Annotated in this window: 18 protein-coding genes, 1 pseudogene and 1 riboswitch; of the genes and pseudogenes, 11 read left to right on the top strand and 8 right to left on the bottom strand. The window is 74.8% G+C overall.

The window, feature by feature from the left end:
• Nucleotide 1 precedes the first annotated feature (1 nt).
• Complete coding sequence (gene tnpA / locus ABTY61_RS36655) at nt 2-418, bottom strand: IS200/IS605 family transposase (protein ID WP_350509513.1); 417 nt, start codon at nt 416-418, stop codon at nt 2-4.
• Between the two features lie 24 nt (nt 419-442).
• On the opposite strand from tnpA, the gene ABTY61_RS36650 reads away from it, so the two are divergent.
• Entirely contained in the window at nt 443-1,684 is a 1,242-nt protein-coding gene (locus ABTY61_RS36650; protein ID WP_350509512.1) for an RNA-guided endonuclease InsQ/TnpB family protein, read from the top strand.
• 19 nt (nt 1,685-1,703) lie between these two features.
• Here ABTY61_RS36650 and ABTY61_RS36645 read toward each other — a convergent pair whose 3' ends face one another.
• Complete coding sequence (locus ABTY61_RS36645) at nt 1,704-2,015, bottom strand: hypothetical protein (RefSeq protein ID WP_350509511.1); 312 nt, start codon at nt 2,013-2,015, stop codon at nt 1,704-1,706.
• A 363-nt stretch (nt 2,016-2,378) separates the two neighbouring features.
• On the opposite strand from ABTY61_RS36645, the gene ABTY61_RS36640 reads away from it, so the two are divergent.
• The 3 genes and pseudogenes from ABTY61_RS36640 to ABTY61_RS36630 form a co-directional block, all read left to right on the top strand.
• Nucleotides 2,379-2,843, top strand: coding sequence for a hypothetical protein (locus ABTY61_RS36640; protein WP_350509510.1), 465 nt, complete (start codon nt 2,379-2,381; stop codon nt 2,841-2,843).
• Nucleotides 2,840-3,187 (top strand): winged helix-turn-helix domain-containing protein, encoded by a 348-nt coding sequence (locus ABTY61_RS36635; RefSeq protein ID WP_350509509.1) that lies wholly within the window; start codon nt 2,840-2,842, stop codon nt 3,185-3,187. The genes ABTY61_RS36640 and ABTY61_RS36635 overlap by 4 nt, the downstream gene beginning before the upstream one ends.
• Nucleotides 3,188-3,218: 31 nt before the next feature.
• Nucleotides 3,219-3,983: pseudogene (locus tag ABTY61_RS36630) on the top strand (RNA polymerase sigma factor); the annotation flags it as partial.
• Nucleotides 3,984-4,055: 72 nt separating this feature from the next.
• Here the strand turns inward: ABTY61_RS36630 and ABTY61_RS42080 are convergent.
• Complete coding sequence (locus ABTY61_RS42080; RefSeq protein WP_464336931.1) at nt 4,056-4,133, bottom strand: hypothetical protein; 78 nt, start codon at nt 4,131-4,133, stop codon at nt 4,056-4,058.
• 295 nt (nt 4,134-4,428) lie between these two features.
• On the opposite strand from ABTY61_RS42080, the gene ABTY61_RS36625 reads away from it, so the two are divergent.
• On the top strand, nt 4,429-5,040 hold the full coding sequence (locus ABTY61_RS36625) for a hypothetical protein (protein ID WP_350509508.1): 612 nt from the start codon (nt 4,429-4,431) through the stop codon (nt 5,038-5,040).
• Nucleotides 5,041-5,106: 66 nt separating this feature from the next.
• On the opposite strand, the gene ABTY61_RS36620 is transcribed toward ABTY61_RS36625, so the two are convergent.
• Nucleotides 5,107-5,667 carry a DinB family protein gene (locus ABTY61_RS36620; RefSeq protein WP_350509507.1) on the bottom strand — a complete coding sequence of 187 codons (561 nt, stop codon included), beginning with the start codon at nt 5,665-5,667 and terminating at the stop codon, nt 5,107-5,109.
• A gap of 66 nt (nt 5,668-5,733) precedes the next feature.
• A riboswitch (ZMP/ZTP riboswitch) is annotated at nt 5,734-5,818 on the top strand.
• A gap of 62 nt (nt 5,819-5,880) precedes the next feature.
• Here ABTY61_RS36620 and ABTY61_RS36615 point away from each other — a divergent pair.
• Nucleotides 5,881-6,708, top strand: a complete 828-nt coding sequence (locus ABTY61_RS36615; RefSeq protein ID WP_350509533.1) for a bifunctional 5,10-methylenetetrahydrofolate dehydrogenase/5,10-methenyltetrahydrofolate cyclohydrolase — start codon at nt 5,881-5,883, stop codon at nt 6,706-6,708.
• Here ABTY61_RS36615 and ABTY61_RS36610 read toward each other — a convergent pair.
• Entirely contained in the window at nt 6,696-7,670 is a 975-nt protein-coding gene (locus tag ABTY61_RS36610; protein ID WP_350509506.1) for a LysR family transcriptional regulator, read from the bottom strand. The two genes, ABTY61_RS36615 and ABTY61_RS36610, sit on opposite strands and share 13 nt — an antisense overlap.
• Before the next feature lie 65 nt (nt 7,671-7,735).
• Here ABTY61_RS36610 and ABTY61_RS36605 point away from each other — a divergent pair, with 65 nt between their 5' ends.
• From ABTY61_RS36605 to ABTY61_RS36595, 3 genes are all read left to right on the top strand, one after another.
• Nucleotides 7,736-8,521, top strand: coding sequence for an NAD(P)-dependent oxidoreductase (locus tag ABTY61_RS36605; protein ID WP_350509505.1), 786 nt, complete (start codon nt 7,736-7,738; stop codon nt 8,519-8,521).
• 153 nt (nt 8,522-8,674) lie between these two features.
• Nucleotides 8,675-9,520: a BPL-N domain-containing protein gene (locus ABTY61_RS36600; protein WP_350509504.1), complete on the top strand. Its 846-nt coding sequence runs from the start codon at nt 8,675-8,677 to the stop codon at nt 9,518-9,520.
• A gap of 260 nt (nt 9,521-9,780) precedes the next feature.
• Nucleotides 9,781-11,040 (top strand): FAD-dependent monooxygenase, encoded by a 1,260-nt coding sequence (locus ABTY61_RS36595; protein ID WP_350509503.1) that lies wholly within the window; start codon nt 9,781-9,783, stop codon nt 11,038-11,040.
• On the opposite strand, the gene ABTY61_RS36590 is transcribed toward ABTY61_RS36595, so the two are convergent.
• Nucleotides 11,018-11,434 carry a VOC family protein gene (locus tag ABTY61_RS36590; protein ID WP_350509502.1) on the bottom strand — a complete coding sequence of 139 codons (417 nt, stop codon included), beginning with the start codon at nt 11,432-11,434 and terminating at the stop codon, nt 11,018-11,020. The genes ABTY61_RS36595 and ABTY61_RS36590 overlap by 23 nt on opposite strands.
• Nucleotides 11,435-11,439: 5 nt before the next feature.
• Complete coding sequence (locus tag ABTY61_RS36585; protein WP_350509532.1) at nt 11,440-11,865, bottom strand: helix-turn-helix transcriptional regulator; 426 nt, start codon at nt 11,863-11,865, stop codon at nt 11,440-11,442.
• Nucleotides 11,866-11,990: 125 nt separating this feature from the next.
• Here ABTY61_RS36585 and ABTY61_RS36580 point away from each other — a divergent pair, with 125 nt between their 5' ends.
• Together ABTY61_RS36580 and ABTY61_RS36575 are read left to right on the top strand one after the other, a co-directional pair.
• The gene (locus ABTY61_RS36580; RefSeq protein ID WP_350509501.1) at nt 11,991-12,623 is read left to right on the top strand and encodes a carbonic anhydrase; all 633 of its coding nucleotides are present in this window, start codon (nt 11,991-11,993) and stop codon (nt 12,621-12,623) included.
• A 133-nt stretch (nt 12,624-12,756) separates the two neighbouring features.
• A complete protein-coding gene (locus tag ABTY61_RS36575; protein WP_350509500.1) occupies nt 12,757-13,392 on the top strand; it encodes a flavin reductase family protein in 636 nt (211 codons plus the stop codon).
• Between the two features lie 21 nt (nt 13,393-13,413).
• Here ABTY61_RS36575 and ABTY61_RS36570 read toward each other — a convergent pair whose 3' ends face one another.
• Complete coding sequence (locus ABTY61_RS36570; protein WP_350509499.1) at nt 13,414-14,052, bottom strand: hypothetical protein; 639 nt, start codon at nt 14,050-14,052, stop codon at nt 13,414-13,416.
• Between the last annotated feature and the right edge of the window lie 448 nt (nt 14,053-14,500).

Genomic DNA, 14,500 nt, shown 5'->3' with positions numbered 1-14,500 from the left:
CTTACAGCGGGCGCTGCTGTTGTTCGATGTACTGCCGGACGATGCTGATCGGTGCGCCGCCGCAGGATGCGGCGAAGTAGGACGGTGACCAGAAGTGGCCGTGCATGATGGCGCGATTCACGTGACCGGTGAAGTCCCGGCGCAGAATGCGGGCGGAGACGCCCTTGAGGCTGTTCACCAGGCCGGACACGGTCACCTTCGGCGGGTAGTTCACCAGCAGGTGGACGTGATCGGTCTCACCGTTGAACTCGACGAGGGTTGCCTCGAAGTCCTCACACACCTTGCGCATGGTGGCCTCGCAGGCGTTCAGCATCTCGTCGTTCATCACGCCTCGCCGGTACTTCGTCACAAAGACCAAATGAACATGCATCACGGAAACAACGTGTCGACCGCGCCGGTATTCGCCACTTGTGGCCATAGACCAAATGCTACGGTCTTGGTTGTGCAGCTCCGGTACAACTACCGGGTGTATCCCACGCCGGGTCAGCGTCATTTGCTGGCACGGGCGTTCGGATGCGCTCGTGTGGTCTTCAACGACGGTCTTCGCGCCCGTCGGGAAGCCCATGCGGCGGGGCAGCCGTACATCAGGGACACCGACTTGCAGAAGCTGGTGATCACCGCCGCGAAGCGCACGACCGAGCGCGGGTGGCTGGGCGAGGTGTCGTCGGTGGTACTGGTGCAGTCCTTGCGGGATCTGCACACCGCCTACCGGAACTTCTTCGCCTCCCTCTCCGGCAGCCGCAAGGGCCCGAGGGTCGCGCCGCCGCGCTTCAAGTCCAAGCGGGACGGCGAGCAGTCGATCCGGCTCACCGCGAACGGCTTCTCCCTTCGGGACAACGGCACGATGTATGTGGCGAAGGTCGGCGACCTCGAGGTGCGCTGGTCCCGGCCGCTCCCGGCGACGGCGACCAGTGTCACGGTCACGAAGGACGCCGCCGACCGTTATTGGGCGTCCTTCGTCGTGGACACGCAGCCGCAGGTCGTCGAAGACCTCGACTTCGGCGGCCCGCTGGACGCCGAGACCGGGATCGACCTCGGACTCACACACTTCGCCGTTCTCCCGGACGGGAGGAAGATCGAGGCGCCGAAGTTCCTGCGCCAGGCGGAGCGCAAGCTCAAGCGGCTGCAGAAGGCCCTGTCCCGCTGCGTGAAGGGCGGCAACAACCGGGCCAAGGCCCGCAAGAAGGTCGCACGTCAGCACGCCCGCGTGGCCGACCGCCGCCGGGACTGGCACCACAAGGAATCCACGCGACTCGTGCGCGACAACCAAGCGCTGTACGTGGAAGACCTCGCGGTGTCCGGTCTCGGACGGACCCGGCTCGCCAGGAGCGTGCACGACGCCGGATGGTCGGCGTTCGTCACCATGCTGGAGTACAAGGCCGCCCGGCACGGCCGGTACTTCGGGAGGATCGGACGCTTCGAGCCGACCTCGCAGGTCTGCTCTGCCTGTGGTGTCAAGGACGGTCCCAAGCCGCTCGGCGTCCGGGAGTGGACGTGCGGGGGGTGCGGGAGCGTCCACGACCGGGACGTGAACGCGGCACGCAACATCCTGGCCGCCGGAAGGGCGGACAGGCTAAACGCCTCGCAGAGCGCAGGTAAGACCGGATCCGTTCCGGCGCAGCGCGTTGAAGCAGGAACCCACCGAGACCGGCACCTGCCGGTGGTAGGAATCCCCGTCCTTTAGGGCGGGGAGGACTTCAAGCTCAGGACTGCCCGACGACCAGCCGGACCAGCGCGACCGCGTCCTTGAGGCTGAGGCGGGGGTGCGCGCGGCGCAGTTCCCGAACGGCCTTGACCTCGGCCGTGCGGGGGTCGATCCCGGCGTGTGCCAGGACGCCGCGGGCCCAGTCCACCGGGGTCGGGGCGGCGGCCGGGACGAAGTCCTCGACGATCTGCAGGGCCCGGCGCAGGCCCTGCTGTTCGACCTGGTCGGCGGTGTCCAGGGCGGCGCGCAGGGCGGCCTTGAGCGGTTCGAGGGCGGCCGGCTGCGGGGAGCCGGGGAGGGGGACGAGCATGGTGGTGCCTCTTTCTTCCTTCGTCGGGGTCAGTGATCCGAAGCCCTGGCGGGCCCGTCCCCACGGGGTGGGAGTCGCCCGGCATGATCGGACGGACCAGGGCGCGTCGGGCGGCTTTCGTATCAGTCGGGCGACTTTCGTATCAGGGGGTCAGCAAGCGGTCCTGGCCGGCCGCTCGCGCTCAAGGCCGCGGCCGGGGACGGCGGCCTCGCCGGCGCAACGGCGGCGGCAGCCCTCCAGGTCATGTCTCCAGCCTCCCCCTTGCCCATGCCCGACACGCTAGTACTTGCCCGGCGGGAAAGTAAATGCCAGGATCTCCGGTGCTGTCAGGATCCTTCCGGAAACGGGGAGTTGGAGCATCGGATGAACTTTCACGACATCGGCCCCGAGGACGCCCTCGCGTCCTTGCGCTCCGCGCACCGGGCCAGGGCGGCGGCCGGGCGGCCCAACCCGCTGCCCGACTGGTACCCGGCCACGGCCGCCGGCCTGTTCGGGGCGGGGTTCGCCGGGATCGGCCTGTCGGTCCTGCTGCCGGAGCGGCTCTGGCTCGCGGCCGCACTCCTGCAGCTCGTCGCGGCGCTGCTGCTGGTGGGCCACGTGGTGGTCAGCCACCGGGTCGAGCACCGGCCGGGCATCGTCCCGGCCCTGCCGCACGGGGCCGCCGGACTGCGCGCGTTCGCGCTCCAGCTGCTGCCGCTGGTCGCGGCCGGGGCGCTGGCCCTGCCGTTCGGCCTGCCCGGGTTCCTGCTCACCCTCGGCCTCACCGGGGGTCTCACCCACCTCCTGCTGCTGCGCCGCAGGCGGGCGGCCGGGGCGGGCGCCGCGTGAGCGCCGACCCGCCGCCCGCTCCGGCCTTCGACGAGCTGATCCACCAGCCCACCCGGCTGACCGTGGTGGCCTTCCTCTCCGGCTGCGCCGAGGCGGAGTTCCGCGCCGTCCGGGAGGGCTGCGGGGTCTCGGAGTCGGCCCTGAGCAAGGTGGTCAGCACCCTGGAGGCCGCCTCGTACGTCAAGGTCCGCCGCGGCTACGTCGGCAAGCGCCCCCGCACCTGGCTGCGCCTGACCCCCGAGGGCCGCCACGCCCTGGCCGCCCACCTCGCCGAACTCCAGCGCATCGCCGCCCGCGCCATCGCCCTCGGCGCCGCCCTGCCGCAGGCCCCGGCCGGGGGGTAGCGGGAGGCTCCCCCGGGCAGCACCGGCCGGGACCATCGCCGCCGCGCACGTCCCCTTCGAGCTGCCGCCGCAGCGGGAGCGGCGGGCCCGGCTGGGCGCCGTCCTGAGCGTCCTGTACGTGGTGTTCACGGAGGGCTCGACGGCCACGGCCGGCACCGACCTGCTGCGCCCCGACCTCGCCTACGAGGCGCTGCGCCTGGCCCGGACGCTGGCCGCCCTGCTGCCCGACGAGCCGCAGGTGCACGGGCAGCTCGCCCTGTTCGAGCTCACCGCCTCGCGCTTCCCGGCCCGCACCGGCCCGGACGGGCAGGCGGTGCTCCTGGAGGACCAGGACCGGCGCCGCTGGGACCACTCGGCGATCCGCCGCGGCCTGGCCGCCCTCGGCCGGGCCGCCGCCCCGGGGCGGGGCCTGGGCCCGTACGGCCTCCAGGCGGCCATCGCGGCCTGCCACGCGGCGGCGCCGTCGGTGGCCGGCACCGACTGGGAGCGGATCGTGCTGCTCTACGAGGCCCTCGGCCGGGTGGCGCCGTCCCCGGTGGTCGAGCTCAACCGGGCGGTGGCCGTCGCGATGGCCGAGGGGCCGGGGCCGGCCCTCGCCCTGGTCGACGACCTGGCCGTCTCCGGGCGCCTCGCCGGCTCGCACCTGCTGCCGGGGGTGCGCGGCGAGCTGCTGAGCCGCCTGGGCCGCACCGCCGAGGCCCGGGCCGAGCTGGAGCTCGCCGCCCGGCTGTGCCGCAACACCCGCGAGCGGGCGGTGCTGCTGCGCAAGGCGGCCGCGCTCGACTGCGCAGGGTGACCGTACGTGCGGCCCCGCGTCCGAGGGCCGGACGCGGGGCCGCACGGCTCGGCCGCTCAGCCGCTCACCTGCTCAGCACTGGGGCCGGCGGCCGTGGTTGGCCCCGCGCCTGGCCCGGGCCTTCTTCTTGCGGCGGCGCTTCGACGACATGGCGACTCCTCTCGCAGCCGGGACCCCGATCCCCTGGCCTTCCACCGTTCCACACCCGGCCCGCCCCGGCCCGTCGAGCGGCCCCCGCGACCACGCGACCCCGCGGCCCGGTCGGGCCCGGAGCAGGTCCCGGCCCCACCGTGGCGGGCCGGGAAGGGGTGGCGGCGGCGGGGCGGTGCTCTCCGTCGTCGTCATGACGACCGGAGCAGGGACGGAAGGACCCACGGACACGGGGCACCCGATCACCGTTTCCACCGCTCGACTCCGCTCGCGGGGCCCGTGGCAGACTGGCCCGGTGACGAGCGCCGCGCCGACCGACGAGCACCTCCTGGAGCGCCAGCGCGCCTTGCAGGCCGAAGCCGACGCGGTCCACGCCGACCTGGGCCTGGACGCCCTGCTCGGCGCCCTGGGCACCCCGGTGCGGGTGGGCAGTTCGGCCCTGGGGCTGATGGTGCGCCGGGACCTGGACGTCACCGTGGTGTGCCCGCGCCTGGACGCCTCCGTCCACGAGCGGGTGGCCGCCGCCGGGGCGCGCCTGGCGCTGCACGAGCGGGTGCGGCAGGTGCGCTTCCGCAACGACACCGGGGTCTGGAACGAGGACCCGGCCGCCTACCCGGACGGCCTCTACCTGGGCCTGGACCACCGCTCCCCCGACGGGCACGACTGGACCCTCGACCTGTGGTTCGTCGACGACCCCGACCGCCAGCCCGACCTCGCCCACCTGCGCGACCTGCCCCCGCGGCTGACCGGGCAGGCCCGCACCGCGATCCTGCGGATCAAGCACGCCTGGGCCGACCGCCCCGAGTACGGGCGCGGCGTGCGCAGTTGGGGGATCTACCGGGCGGTCCTGGAGGAAGGGGTGCGCACCCCGGAGGAGTTCGAGCGCCGCCTCGCCGGGCTCTCCTGAGGCCCCGCCGACGCCCGCAGGCAGGAGGGACTCCAGGGTGGGCGGCCTGGGCACCGGCAGCCCGCGTCACTGTCCCACGCGGCCGTCGACGCACTCGCGCAGCAGGTCGGCGTGGCCGCAGTGGCGGGCGTACTCCTCGATGCGGTGGACCTGCAGTTCCCGGACCGAGAGCCGCTGCTTGCCGAGGCGCTCGCCCAGGTCCGGATGGGCGGCCAACTCGGTGTCCAGCGCGGCCTGTTCGCGCTCCAGGTCGCGCCAGGCGGCCTCGACCAGGGTCGGGTCGGCGAGCGCGCCGTCGAAGTCGGCGTCGCGGGCGCCGTACAGCTTGGGCAGCGGCTCGCCCGCGCGGATCCAGTTGTGCCAGTCGCGCTCCACCTCGGCCAGGTGGCGCACCAGGCCGAGCAGGGACATCGTCGAGGGCGGCACCGAGCGCCGGGCGAGCTGCTCGGCGTCCAGGCCCTCGCACTTCATCCGCAGGGTGTGGCGGTAGTTGGTCAGGTAGTCCTCGATGGTGGCGGCTTCGCCGTCCGGGGCGGGGCCTTCGCTGTTGCGCGGGTCGTCGTCCGGGTCGGCCCACATGTCGGGGTGGACGGTGGCCTGGGTCCATCGCTCGGGTCGCTCGCTCATGGTGTGCATGCTCGCCCGCAACCGCCCGGTTCTTCAACCGGGTTCCCGCGCCGCTCGGTTACCCTGGGGGCGGGCCGTGACTGGCGCTGGGGTGGAGTACCACCGGGGAGCGGCCCGACATCCGTCGATGCCGTGCGCCTGGGCGACTCGTGCGAGCTCAGGAGCGCCCCCGTGACCGACACCCCCGTGACCGATCTCCAGCAGGCCCGTCTGATGGACGGCACCGGCCCGGCCCGCCGGCTCACCGGGACCAGTGCGGCCGCGGCCGCCGAGCTGCGCCGGCGCACCGGGACGGCGCCCTGTCTGGCGACCGTCCTGGTCGGCGAGGACCCGGCCTCGGTGACGTACGTCCGGATGAAGCGCGCCGCCTGTGCCCGGGCGGGCATCGCGTCGCGGCACGTGGCCCTGCCCGCCTCGGTGAGCACCGCCGAACTGGTGGACGCGGTCGGCGGGTTGTCCGCGGATCCGGGGGTGCACGGCATCCTGGTCCAGCACCCGGTGGGCCCGCACCTCGACGAGCGGGCCGCGTTCGAGGCGATCGCCCCGGAGAAGGACGTCGACGGGGTGACCACGCACTCCTTCGCGGCGATGGGCTTCGGCCTGCCGGGCTTCGTCTCCTGCACGCCCGGCGGGATCGTGCGGCTGCTGGACGAGTACGGCGTCGACCTCGCGGGCAAGCACGCGGTCGTGGTGGGGCGCAGCGCCATCCTGGGCCGGCCGGCGGGCCTGCTGCTGCTCGGGCGGGACGCCACCGTGACGTACTGCCACTCGCGCACCGCGGACCTGCGCTCGCTGGTGCGGGAGGCGGACGTGCTGGTCGCGGCGGTGGGGCGGCCGCGGTTCATCGCGGGGGCGGACGTCAAGCCGGGCGCGGTGGTGGTCGACGCGGGCTACCACCCCGGCCCGGTGGGCGACGTGGACTTCGAGACGGCCCGGCTCCGCGCGTCGCTGATCACCCCGGTGCCCGGCGGGGTGGGGCCGATGACGATCGCGGTGCTGCTGGCCCAGACGGTGCAGGCGGCGGAGCGTCAGCTCGGGTGAGCGTCGGCCCCGGTGGCTTCCGGCCGCTCGGGGCGTCGGCTCCGGTGAGTGCCCGCCGCCGCATGGCTCCCGGCCGCCGCCCGCAGGAAGCCGAGGAAGCCGGCCGCCGCGGGCGGTACCCGCTGCCCCCTGCGGGTGGCGGTGGCGACGTGCCGCACGGGGGTGTCCTGGGGGTGGAGGGGGACCAGGACGATGTCGGGGCGGGCGGCGCGGGCGGCCAGGGACGGGATGAGGGTGGGGCCCAACCCGGCGGCGACCAGGCCGAGTTTGGCGGGCCAGGCGCCGACGGCGTACTCGATGCGGGGCTGGAAGCCGCTGCGCAGGCAGGCGGCGAGCAGGGTGGATCCGGGGTCGCGGCGGGCGGCGATCCAGGGTTCGTCGGCGAGTTCGGCCAGGCGCAGGCGGCGCCGGCCGGCGAGCCGGTGGCCGGGCGGGAGGGCGACCAGGACGGGGTCGGCGAGCAGTGGTCGCAGGTCGAACCGGTCGGTGTCGTAGGCGTCCTGGGGGTCGTCGGCGTAGGAGGCGACCACGGCGAGGTCGATGGTGGCGTCGGCGAGGCGGTCGAGCAGTTGGACGGTGAGGCCTTCGGTGAGGGTGGTCTCGACCTGCGGGTGGGCGGTGCGGAAGGCGGCCAGGGCGCTGGGGACGAGTTCGGCGTTGGCGCTGTCGAAGGCGCCCACCCGCAGGCGCCCGGTGTCCAGTTCGGTGAGGGCGAGGAGGTCGCGGCGGGTGGTGTCGAGGCGTTCCAGCAGGGCTTCGGCGTGCGGGAGCAGGGCTCTGCCGTGTTCGGTGAGCCGGACGCCGCGGGCCAGGCGGTCGAACAGCGGGGCGCCCAACTCGGCTTCCAGGGTGGCGATCTGGCGGGAGACGGCGGACTGGGTGAAGCCGAGGCGCTCCCCGGCGGCGGTGAAGGAGCCCAGGTGCGCGACGGTGCGGAAGACGTCCAGCCAAGCCATGTCCATTGCGCATGGGTACCATGCGGGACATTCGTTTGTCGCCTGGCTCGTGGGTGCCTAGCGTGGTGGCCATGGAAAAGATCGCCTTTCTGGGCCTGGGCCGGATGGGGCTGCCGATGGCCCGTCGCCTGGCCGCCGCCGGCTACCCGCTGACCGTCTGGAACCGCACTCCCGGGCGCGCCGACGGCCTCACCGAGGCTGCGAGTGCGGCCGAGGCCGTGGCCGGGGCCGACATCGTCGTCACCATGCTGGCCGACCCGCAGGCCGCGGCCGAGGTCGCCGGCCGGTTCGCGGCCGCACTGGCGCCGGGCACCCTGTGGATCGACATGTCCTCGATCGGCCCGCGCGCCGTGGCCGGGCTGCGCGGGCAACTGCCGGACGGTGTGGCCCTGGTGGACGCCCCGGTGCTGGGCAGCGTGGGACCGGCCGCCGCCGGCGGGCTGACCGTCTACGCGGGCGGCGAGGACGCCGACCTGGAGCGCGCCGAGCCGGTGCTGTCCCACCTGGGGCGGGTGCGGCGCTGCGGCGGGCCGGGGACGGGGGCGGCGCTGAAGGTGGTGGTGATGGGAGGGATCGTCGCCTCGGTCGCCGTGCTGGACGAAGTCCTGGCGGTGGCGGGCGAGTTGGGCGTGCCCCAGGAGCAGGCGCTGGAGGTGCTGGCGGCCGGGCCGCTCGCGGGGGTGGTGGCCCGGGCGCGCAGCGCGGAGTCGGACTTCCCGGTGCGGCTGGCCGCCAAGGACCTCGCCCTGGCGGGCGGCGGCCCGCTGCTGGCGGCGGCCCGGCAGGCGCTGCTGGCGGACCCGTCGATCGCCGAGCGGGACCTGTCGGCGGTGGTGCGGGCGCTGCGGGAGGACTGATCCCCGAAGCGGCGGGCCGGGCTCCGGGGGCCGTCAATCGCGTGCCTCGCGTTCACCCGGCCAGGGGGGCTGGTGTGCGGGCCGGGGTGCCTGGCACGTAGCGTCGTGGCGGCGGACGGCTACGGCCCGGGGAGGGCGGCAGGAGTGCAGGTCATGAGGGCTGGACGGGGTGCGGCGGCGCTGATGCTGGCGGCGGTGGTGCTGGCGGCGTCGGCGTGCGGGGCGTCCCCGTCCCAAGGCGCAGGCGGCGGGAGCGGCGCCGCCCGGGCGGACCAGGCAGCGCCCGCGGGCGGGGCGGGGCCGGACCCGCAGGGCCGTCCGGTGGCCCTGGTCTACCGGGGCCCGGCGGCCTGCGAGGGCTGCCCGGAGGCGGCGCACGACCTGCTGGAGCACGACGGCTACGCGGTGCGCTACATCGGGCCCCAGGAGCAGGTCCGCTTCGGCCCGGACGCGCTGTCCGGCGTGGCGCTGTACGTGCAGCCGGGCGGCACCAACGGGCAGGAGGTGTCCACCGCCTGGCGCCTGCTGCAGCGCGACCCGGGCTTCTCCCCGGAGCTGGTGCGCGCCTACGTGCGCGGCGGCGGGCACTACCTGGGCCTGTGCATGGGCGGCTACCTGGCGGGCCGCGAGCCCGGCTACGGCCTCCTGCCGGGCGACTCCGGGCAGTACATCAGCTCCGGGGGCGCCACCGTCACCGACGAGCAGGACCACCTGGTGGACGTCTCCTGGCGCGGGCGGCCGCAGCGGATGTACTTCCAGGACGGCCCGTACTTCGACGTGGACGGCCCGGGCGCGGACGTGCTGGCCCGGTACACCAACGACCGGGCCGCCGCGGTGGTGGCCGGCTACGGCGCGGGCCGGGTGGCGGTCAGCGGGCCGCACCCGGAGGCACCGGCGGAGTGGTACCGCGACTACGAGCTGTCGGACGAGTCGCGGACCGGCCTGGCCCTGGGCGAGGACCTGCTGCACACCCTGATGGGCACCGCGCCGAAGCCCTGACGCCCCGGGCTCGGCCCCGGCCCGCCCGGCCCGGCCCTGAGCCGCCCCCGAGCCGTCCCTGACGCGCCCCCGAGCCGTCCCTGACGCGCCCCCGACCCGTCGGCCCGCCCCCGCGCGCACTAGTGCACCTGCGGACGCCGCCCGCCTGCGCGAACCCTCGCCGCGGCCCCGGAAGTGCCCTAGTGCACTAGTGCGCAGGCCCCAAACAACCGCAGAAAATGGCCTGTTGAGCACCACGCGTACGGCGTACGGTTGCGGACATGGAGAACACCGACATCCTCATCTCCGGCGCCGGCATCGCCGGCCCCGCCCTCGCCTACTGGCTGCGCCGCCACGGCTTCAACCCCACCGTCGTCGAGCGGGCCCCCGGCCCGCGCCCCGGCGGGCAGGCCGTCGACCTGCGCGGCGCCGGACGCACCGTCATCGAGCGGATGGGCCTGATGGAGCGCGCCCGCGCGCTGTGCGTGGAGCAGCGCGGCATCGCCCTGGTCGACAGCCGCGGCCGGCACGCCGCCCGGATGCCCGTCGAGCTGTTCGAGGGCGAGGGCATCGTCTCCGAGATCGAGATCCTGCGCGGCGACCTGGCCGACCTGCTCCGGCAGGCCACCGACGGCGTCGAGTACCGCTACGACGACACGGTCACCGCCCTGGCGCAGGACGCCGACGGCGTCACCGTCCGCTTCGAGAACTCCCCCGCCCGCCGCTTCGGCCTGGTCGTCGGCGCCGACGGGCTGCACTCCGCGGTGCGCCGCCTGGCCTTCGGCCCGGAGCAGGACCACTACCGCCCGCTCGGCGGCTACCACTGCTGGTTCACCGTCCACGACCCGGCGCTCGCCCGCGAGTTGGACGGCTGGTTCCTGATGTACAACGCCCCCGGCGGGCTGGTCGCCGCCGCCCGGCCGGGCCGGCTGCCCGGCGAGGTCAAGGCCTCCCTGGCCTTCCGCTCCGAGCCGCTCGCCCTCGAGCGCGGCGACGACGCCGCCCGGCGCCGGCTGCTCGCCGCCCGCTTCGCCGGCGCGGGCTGGCGGGTGGAGCGCCTGGTCGCCGGCCTGGCCGCCGCCGACGACTTCGCCTTCGACTCCTTCGGCCAGATCCACCTGGAGCGCTACAGCCGCGGCCGCGTCGCCCTGCTCGGCGACGCCGGCTACAGCCCCAGCCCGCTCACCGGCCTGGGCACCAGCCTGGCCCTGGTCGGCGCCTACCTGCTGGCCGGTGAACTCGCCGCCGCCGCGGGCGACTTCACCACCGCCTACGCCCGCTACGAGGAGCGGATGCGCCCCTACGTCGCCCGCGCCCAGGAGCTGCCGCCCGGCGGCGTCGGCGGCTACGCCCCCGACAGCGCCCTGATGATCCGCCTGCGCGCCGCCTCGATGCGCTGGATGGGTCGCTGGCCGCTGCGCGCCGTCCTGGCCGCCCAGTTCGCCAAGGCCGGCGACATCGCCCTGCCCGACTACCCGCTGCCCGCGCCCGGGCCGCGCGAGCGGCGCGCGCCGACGGCTACGCGGCGCGCGGCTGGTTGAAGCGCAGCATGTTGCCCGCCGGGTCGCGGAAGGCGCAGTCGCGCACGCCGTAGGGCTGGTCCATCGGCTCCTGGAGGACCTCGGCGCCGGCGGCGCGGATGCGCTCGAAGGTCGCGTCGCAGTCGTCGGTGCGGAAGATGACGCCGCGCAGCAGGCCCTTGGCCAGGAGTTCGGCGGCGGCGCGGCGGTCGTCCTCGGAGGCGTGCGGGTCGGCCAGCGGGGGCTCCAGGACGATCTCCACCCCGGGCTGCTCGGGCGAGCCGACGGTGACCCAGCGCATCCCCTCGAAGCCGACGTCGTTGCGCACCTCGAAGCCGAGTACGTCGCGGTAGAAGGCGAGCGCCTTGTCGTGGTCGTCGACGGCGATGAAGCACTGCGCGAGTTCGATGCTCATGGGCATCAAGTTACGGGAGAGGGGCCGTCCTTCGCCTCCGTGCGGCGCGCCGGGCGGGTGCGGATCTTGGCGATGCAGGCGGGGATGGGCTCGCCGTCGGCGTGGTCGCGGGAGCGGTAGGCGCTGGGGCTCTCGCCGACCAGTTCGGTGAAGCGGCTGCTGAAGGAGCCCAGCGAGGTGCAGCCCACCGCCATGCACACGTCCGTGACGCTGAGGTCCCCGCGCCGCAGCAGCGCCTTGGCCCGTTCGATCCGGCGGGTCATGAGGTAGCTGTACGGGGTCTCCCCGTAGGCGGCGCGGAAGCTGCGCGAGAAGTGGCCGGGCGACATCAGCGCGGTACGGGCCAGCGTCGGAACGTCCAGCGGCTGGTCGTACTCGCGGTCCATCCGGTCGCGGGCCTGGCGCAGCCGGACGAGGTCGGCGAGGGGCACACGGGTGGGCACACCGGAAACCGTACCGGGCGCCTCGGACGTTCTCCCCCGCCCGGTGGCGGCCCGCTCGCGCCGGCCCGGCCCCCCGGCTGCGGCTTCCGGCGGCGGCGATCTAGGGTGGCCGCATGATCTCCTCCCCGATATCCGGTCCGATTTCCGATCCCGCCGAGGCCCTGCGGGTGCTGCTGGACGGCAATGCCCGTTTCGTCGAGGGCAGCCCCGAGCACCCCAACCAGGACGCCGGGCGGCGGGCCGCGCTGGCGCCGGCGCAGAAGCCCTTCGCGGTGCTGTTCGGCTGTTCGGACTCCCGGCTGGCCGCCGAGATCATCTTCGACCGGGGCCTGGGCGACCTGTTCGTGGTGCGCACCGCCGGTCATGTGACCGGTGCGGAGGCGCTGGGCAGCATCGAGTACGGGGTGGCGGTGCTGGACTGCCCGCTGGTGGTGGTGCTCGGGCACGACTCGTGCGGCGCGGTGGCGGCGGCGCTGGACTCCCTGGAGCAGGGCAGGCTGCCCGGCGGCTTCGTGCGGGACGTGGTGGAGCGGGTGACGCCGAGCGTGCTGTCGGCGAAGGCGGCGGGCATCGAGGACCCGGACGCGATCGTGGACGAGCACATCCGCCAGACCGTGGACCTGCTGCTGGAGCGCTCCCAGCTGCTGGCCGCCCGGGTCGGCGAGGGGCGGGCCGCGGTGGTGGGCCTGTCGTACCGGCTGACCGACGGCCAGGCCCGTACGGTCGCCGTGCGCGGCCTGGGCTGACCCCGCGGGGGTACGGGAACGCCGTGTCCGATCTCCGCCAGCGCCGGTGCGCGGGCGGGGGCAGAGTCGGTGTCCGGTCGCGGATCATCCGGTCCGGGCCACCGACTCACCAGATGCGAGGACGGCTCTTCCCGTGCACAAGGTCACCGATCTCAAGGTCCTGTACTTCGGCACCCCCGTGGTGCTGATCGGCTCGCGCAACGAGGACGGCAGCGCCAACCTGGCGCCGATGTCCTCGGCGTGGTGGCTGGGCCAGTCCTGCGTGCTGGGGCTGGGCAACAGCTCCCAGACGTCGGCCAACCTGCGGCGCGAGGGCGAGTGCGTGCTCAACCTGCCCTCGGCGGCGCAGGTCGACGCCGTGGACGCCCTCGCGCTGCTGACCGCCAACCCGCGGATCGCCGAGTACCGGCTGGCGCAGGGCTACCGGCACGAGCGGAACAAGTTCGCCGTCGCCGGGCTGACCGAGCTGCCCGGCGAGCTGGTGCGGGCGCCGCGGGCCGCGCAGTGCCCGGTGCAGCTGGAGTGCCGGCTGGAGGAGGCCAGGCCGCTGGCGGGCAACCCGGGGTGCACCGCCTTCGAGGTCTCCGTGGTGCGCGCCCACGTGGACGAGCGCCTGATCGTGCCGGGCACCGACCACTACGTGGACCCGGTCGGCTGGGACCCGCTGATCATGAAGTTCTGCGAGTTCTTCGGCGAGGGCCGGCGCCTGACCCCCTCGCGCCTGGCCGAGGGCTGGCGGATGCCCGGCCGCCTGCCGGCCGCGGTGTGACGCGACCGGCCGCTCCCGTTCTCAGGGGGCGACGGTGGCCCCGCAGGAGTCGCACACCCGGGTCGCGGGCAGTTCGAGGAAGCAGTTCGGACAGATCGCCGGCGGGCGCGGGGCCGTCGCGGCGGCCGCGGCGGCGGCGCCCTTCGCGGTGGCGCCCTTCGCGGTGGCGGCCTTCCTGCGGGTCACCGTGGTGGTGAGCCGCGGGGCCAGCGCCGGGATGCCGCCGTCGGCGGGCAGGTCGGCGCCGAAGTGGCGGTAGCAGGCGAGCCGGGCGGCGGCGGCGTGCTGCTCGCGGTCCATCTCGTCGAGGATCGGCGGCTGTCCGGCGACCTCCAGCACGTCCTGGTAGCCGGCCCCGACCATGCCGTCGGCGGCGTGCACGACCAGGGCGGTCAGCGGCGGGTCGCCGCGCCGGTGGGCCTCGCGCACCACCAGGGCCAGCACCTTGCCGATCCAGTGCCGCTGGTTGACGCTGGTGCGCACCCCGGAGGCCTGCTGGACGGCCTCGGCCAGCTCGGCGTAGGTGATCACCGCGTGGTAGCGGTGGGCCACGTCCACCAGGGCCGGGTAGGCCGCCCTGGTCCATACGATGTGCGCCTGGCTGACGGCGACGGCCGAGCCGTCCGCGTCCCGCCAGTAGCCGCGCTGCTGCTGCGTCATCCGTCCGCCCCTTGTCCCGTGGCGCCTGTCGGCCCCCGCCGGGAGCGAGGCTACCCCGCTGCGGTGTCCGGTTTCCTGTCGGGGGCGCACCCGGGGGCTTGACTTCAAGTGCTGTTGAAGTCGTCGAATGGGTGCCGACCGCAGCCGTACGGGCTTCCGCGGTCGATGCCCCGCCCGTACGGGAACGGACCGGGGCCGGGGCCGCCTCCTTTCCGATCGTGCCGTTGGCGGCCCCGGCCCTTGTCACCCGGGCCTTGCCACCCCGGGCCTTGCCACCCGGGCGTACGGGCTCCGATCCGGCCACGGCTGCCGGTCACGGCCCTTCACAATTGCCGTGTACACGCTCGTATTCTTCCAAGTCCGGGCAAAGCAAGAAGGCGACCGAGGCGGCCATGTCGGAGACGGCCAGGCCGATGAAGGCGAACCGCGGTGCTGGTGTGCTGTTCAT

Origin of the sequence: Kitasatospora sp. NPDC096128, assembly GCF_040303105.1 — a bacterium.
In the GTDB taxonomy this organism is placed as follows: Bacteria; Actinomycetota; Actinomycetes; order Streptomycetales; family Streptomycetaceae; genus Kitasatospora.
Note: the sequence above shows the minus strand (reverse complement) of the source record. Positions and strands in the feature narration are given on the sequence as shown.

Coding starts and splice junctions, on each gene's coding strand:
- tnpA (WP_350509513.1), bottom strand. CDS start 418: ATGGCCACAAGTGGCGAATACCGGCGCGGTCGACACGTTGTTTCCGTG.
- ABTY61_RS36645 (WP_350509511.1), bottom strand. CDS start 2,015: ATGCTCGTCCCCCTCCCCGGCTCCCCGCAGCCGGCCGCCCTCGAACCG.
- ABTY61_RS36640 (WP_350509510.1), top strand. CDS start 2,379: ATGAACTTTCACGACATCGGCCCCGAGGACGCCCTCGCGTCCTTGCGC.
- ABTY61_RS42080 (WP_464336931.1), bottom strand. CDS start 4,133: ATGTCGTCGAAGCGCCGCCGCAAGAAGAAGGCCCGGGCCAGGCGCGGG.
- ABTY61_RS36620 (WP_350509507.1), bottom strand. CDS start 5,667: ATGAGCGAGCGACCCGAGCGATGGACCCAGGCCACCGTCCACCCCGAC.
- ABTY61_RS36615 (WP_350509533.1), top strand. CDS start 5,881: ATGGACGGCACCGGCCCGGCCCGCCGGCTCACCGGGACCAGTGCGGCC.
- ABTY61_RS36610 (WP_350509506.1), bottom strand. CDS start 7,670: ATGGACATGGCTTGGCTGGACGTCTTCCGCACCGTCGCGCACCTGGGC.
- ABTY61_RS36605 (WP_350509505.1), top strand. CDS start 7,736: ATGGAAAAGATCGCCTTTCTGGGCCTGGGCCGGATGGGGCTGCCGATG.
- ABTY61_RS36600 (WP_350509504.1), top strand. CDS start 8,675: ATGAGGGCTGGACGGGGTGCGGCGGCGCTGATGCTGGCGGCGGTGGTG.
- ABTY61_RS36595 (WP_350509503.1), top strand. CDS start 9,781: ATGGAGAACACCGACATCCTCATCTCCGGCGCCGGCATCGCCGGCCCC.
- ABTY61_RS36590 (WP_350509502.1), bottom strand. CDS start 11,434: ATGAGCATCGAACTCGCGCAGTGCTTCATCGCCGTCGACGACCACGAC.
- ABTY61_RS36580 (WP_350509501.1), top strand. CDS start 11,991: ATGATCTCCTCCCCGATATCCGGTCCGATTTCCGATCCCGCCGAGGCC.
- ABTY61_RS36570 (WP_350509499.1), bottom strand. CDS start 14,052: ATGACGCAGCAGCAGCGCGGCTACTGGCGGGACGCGGACGGCTCGGCC.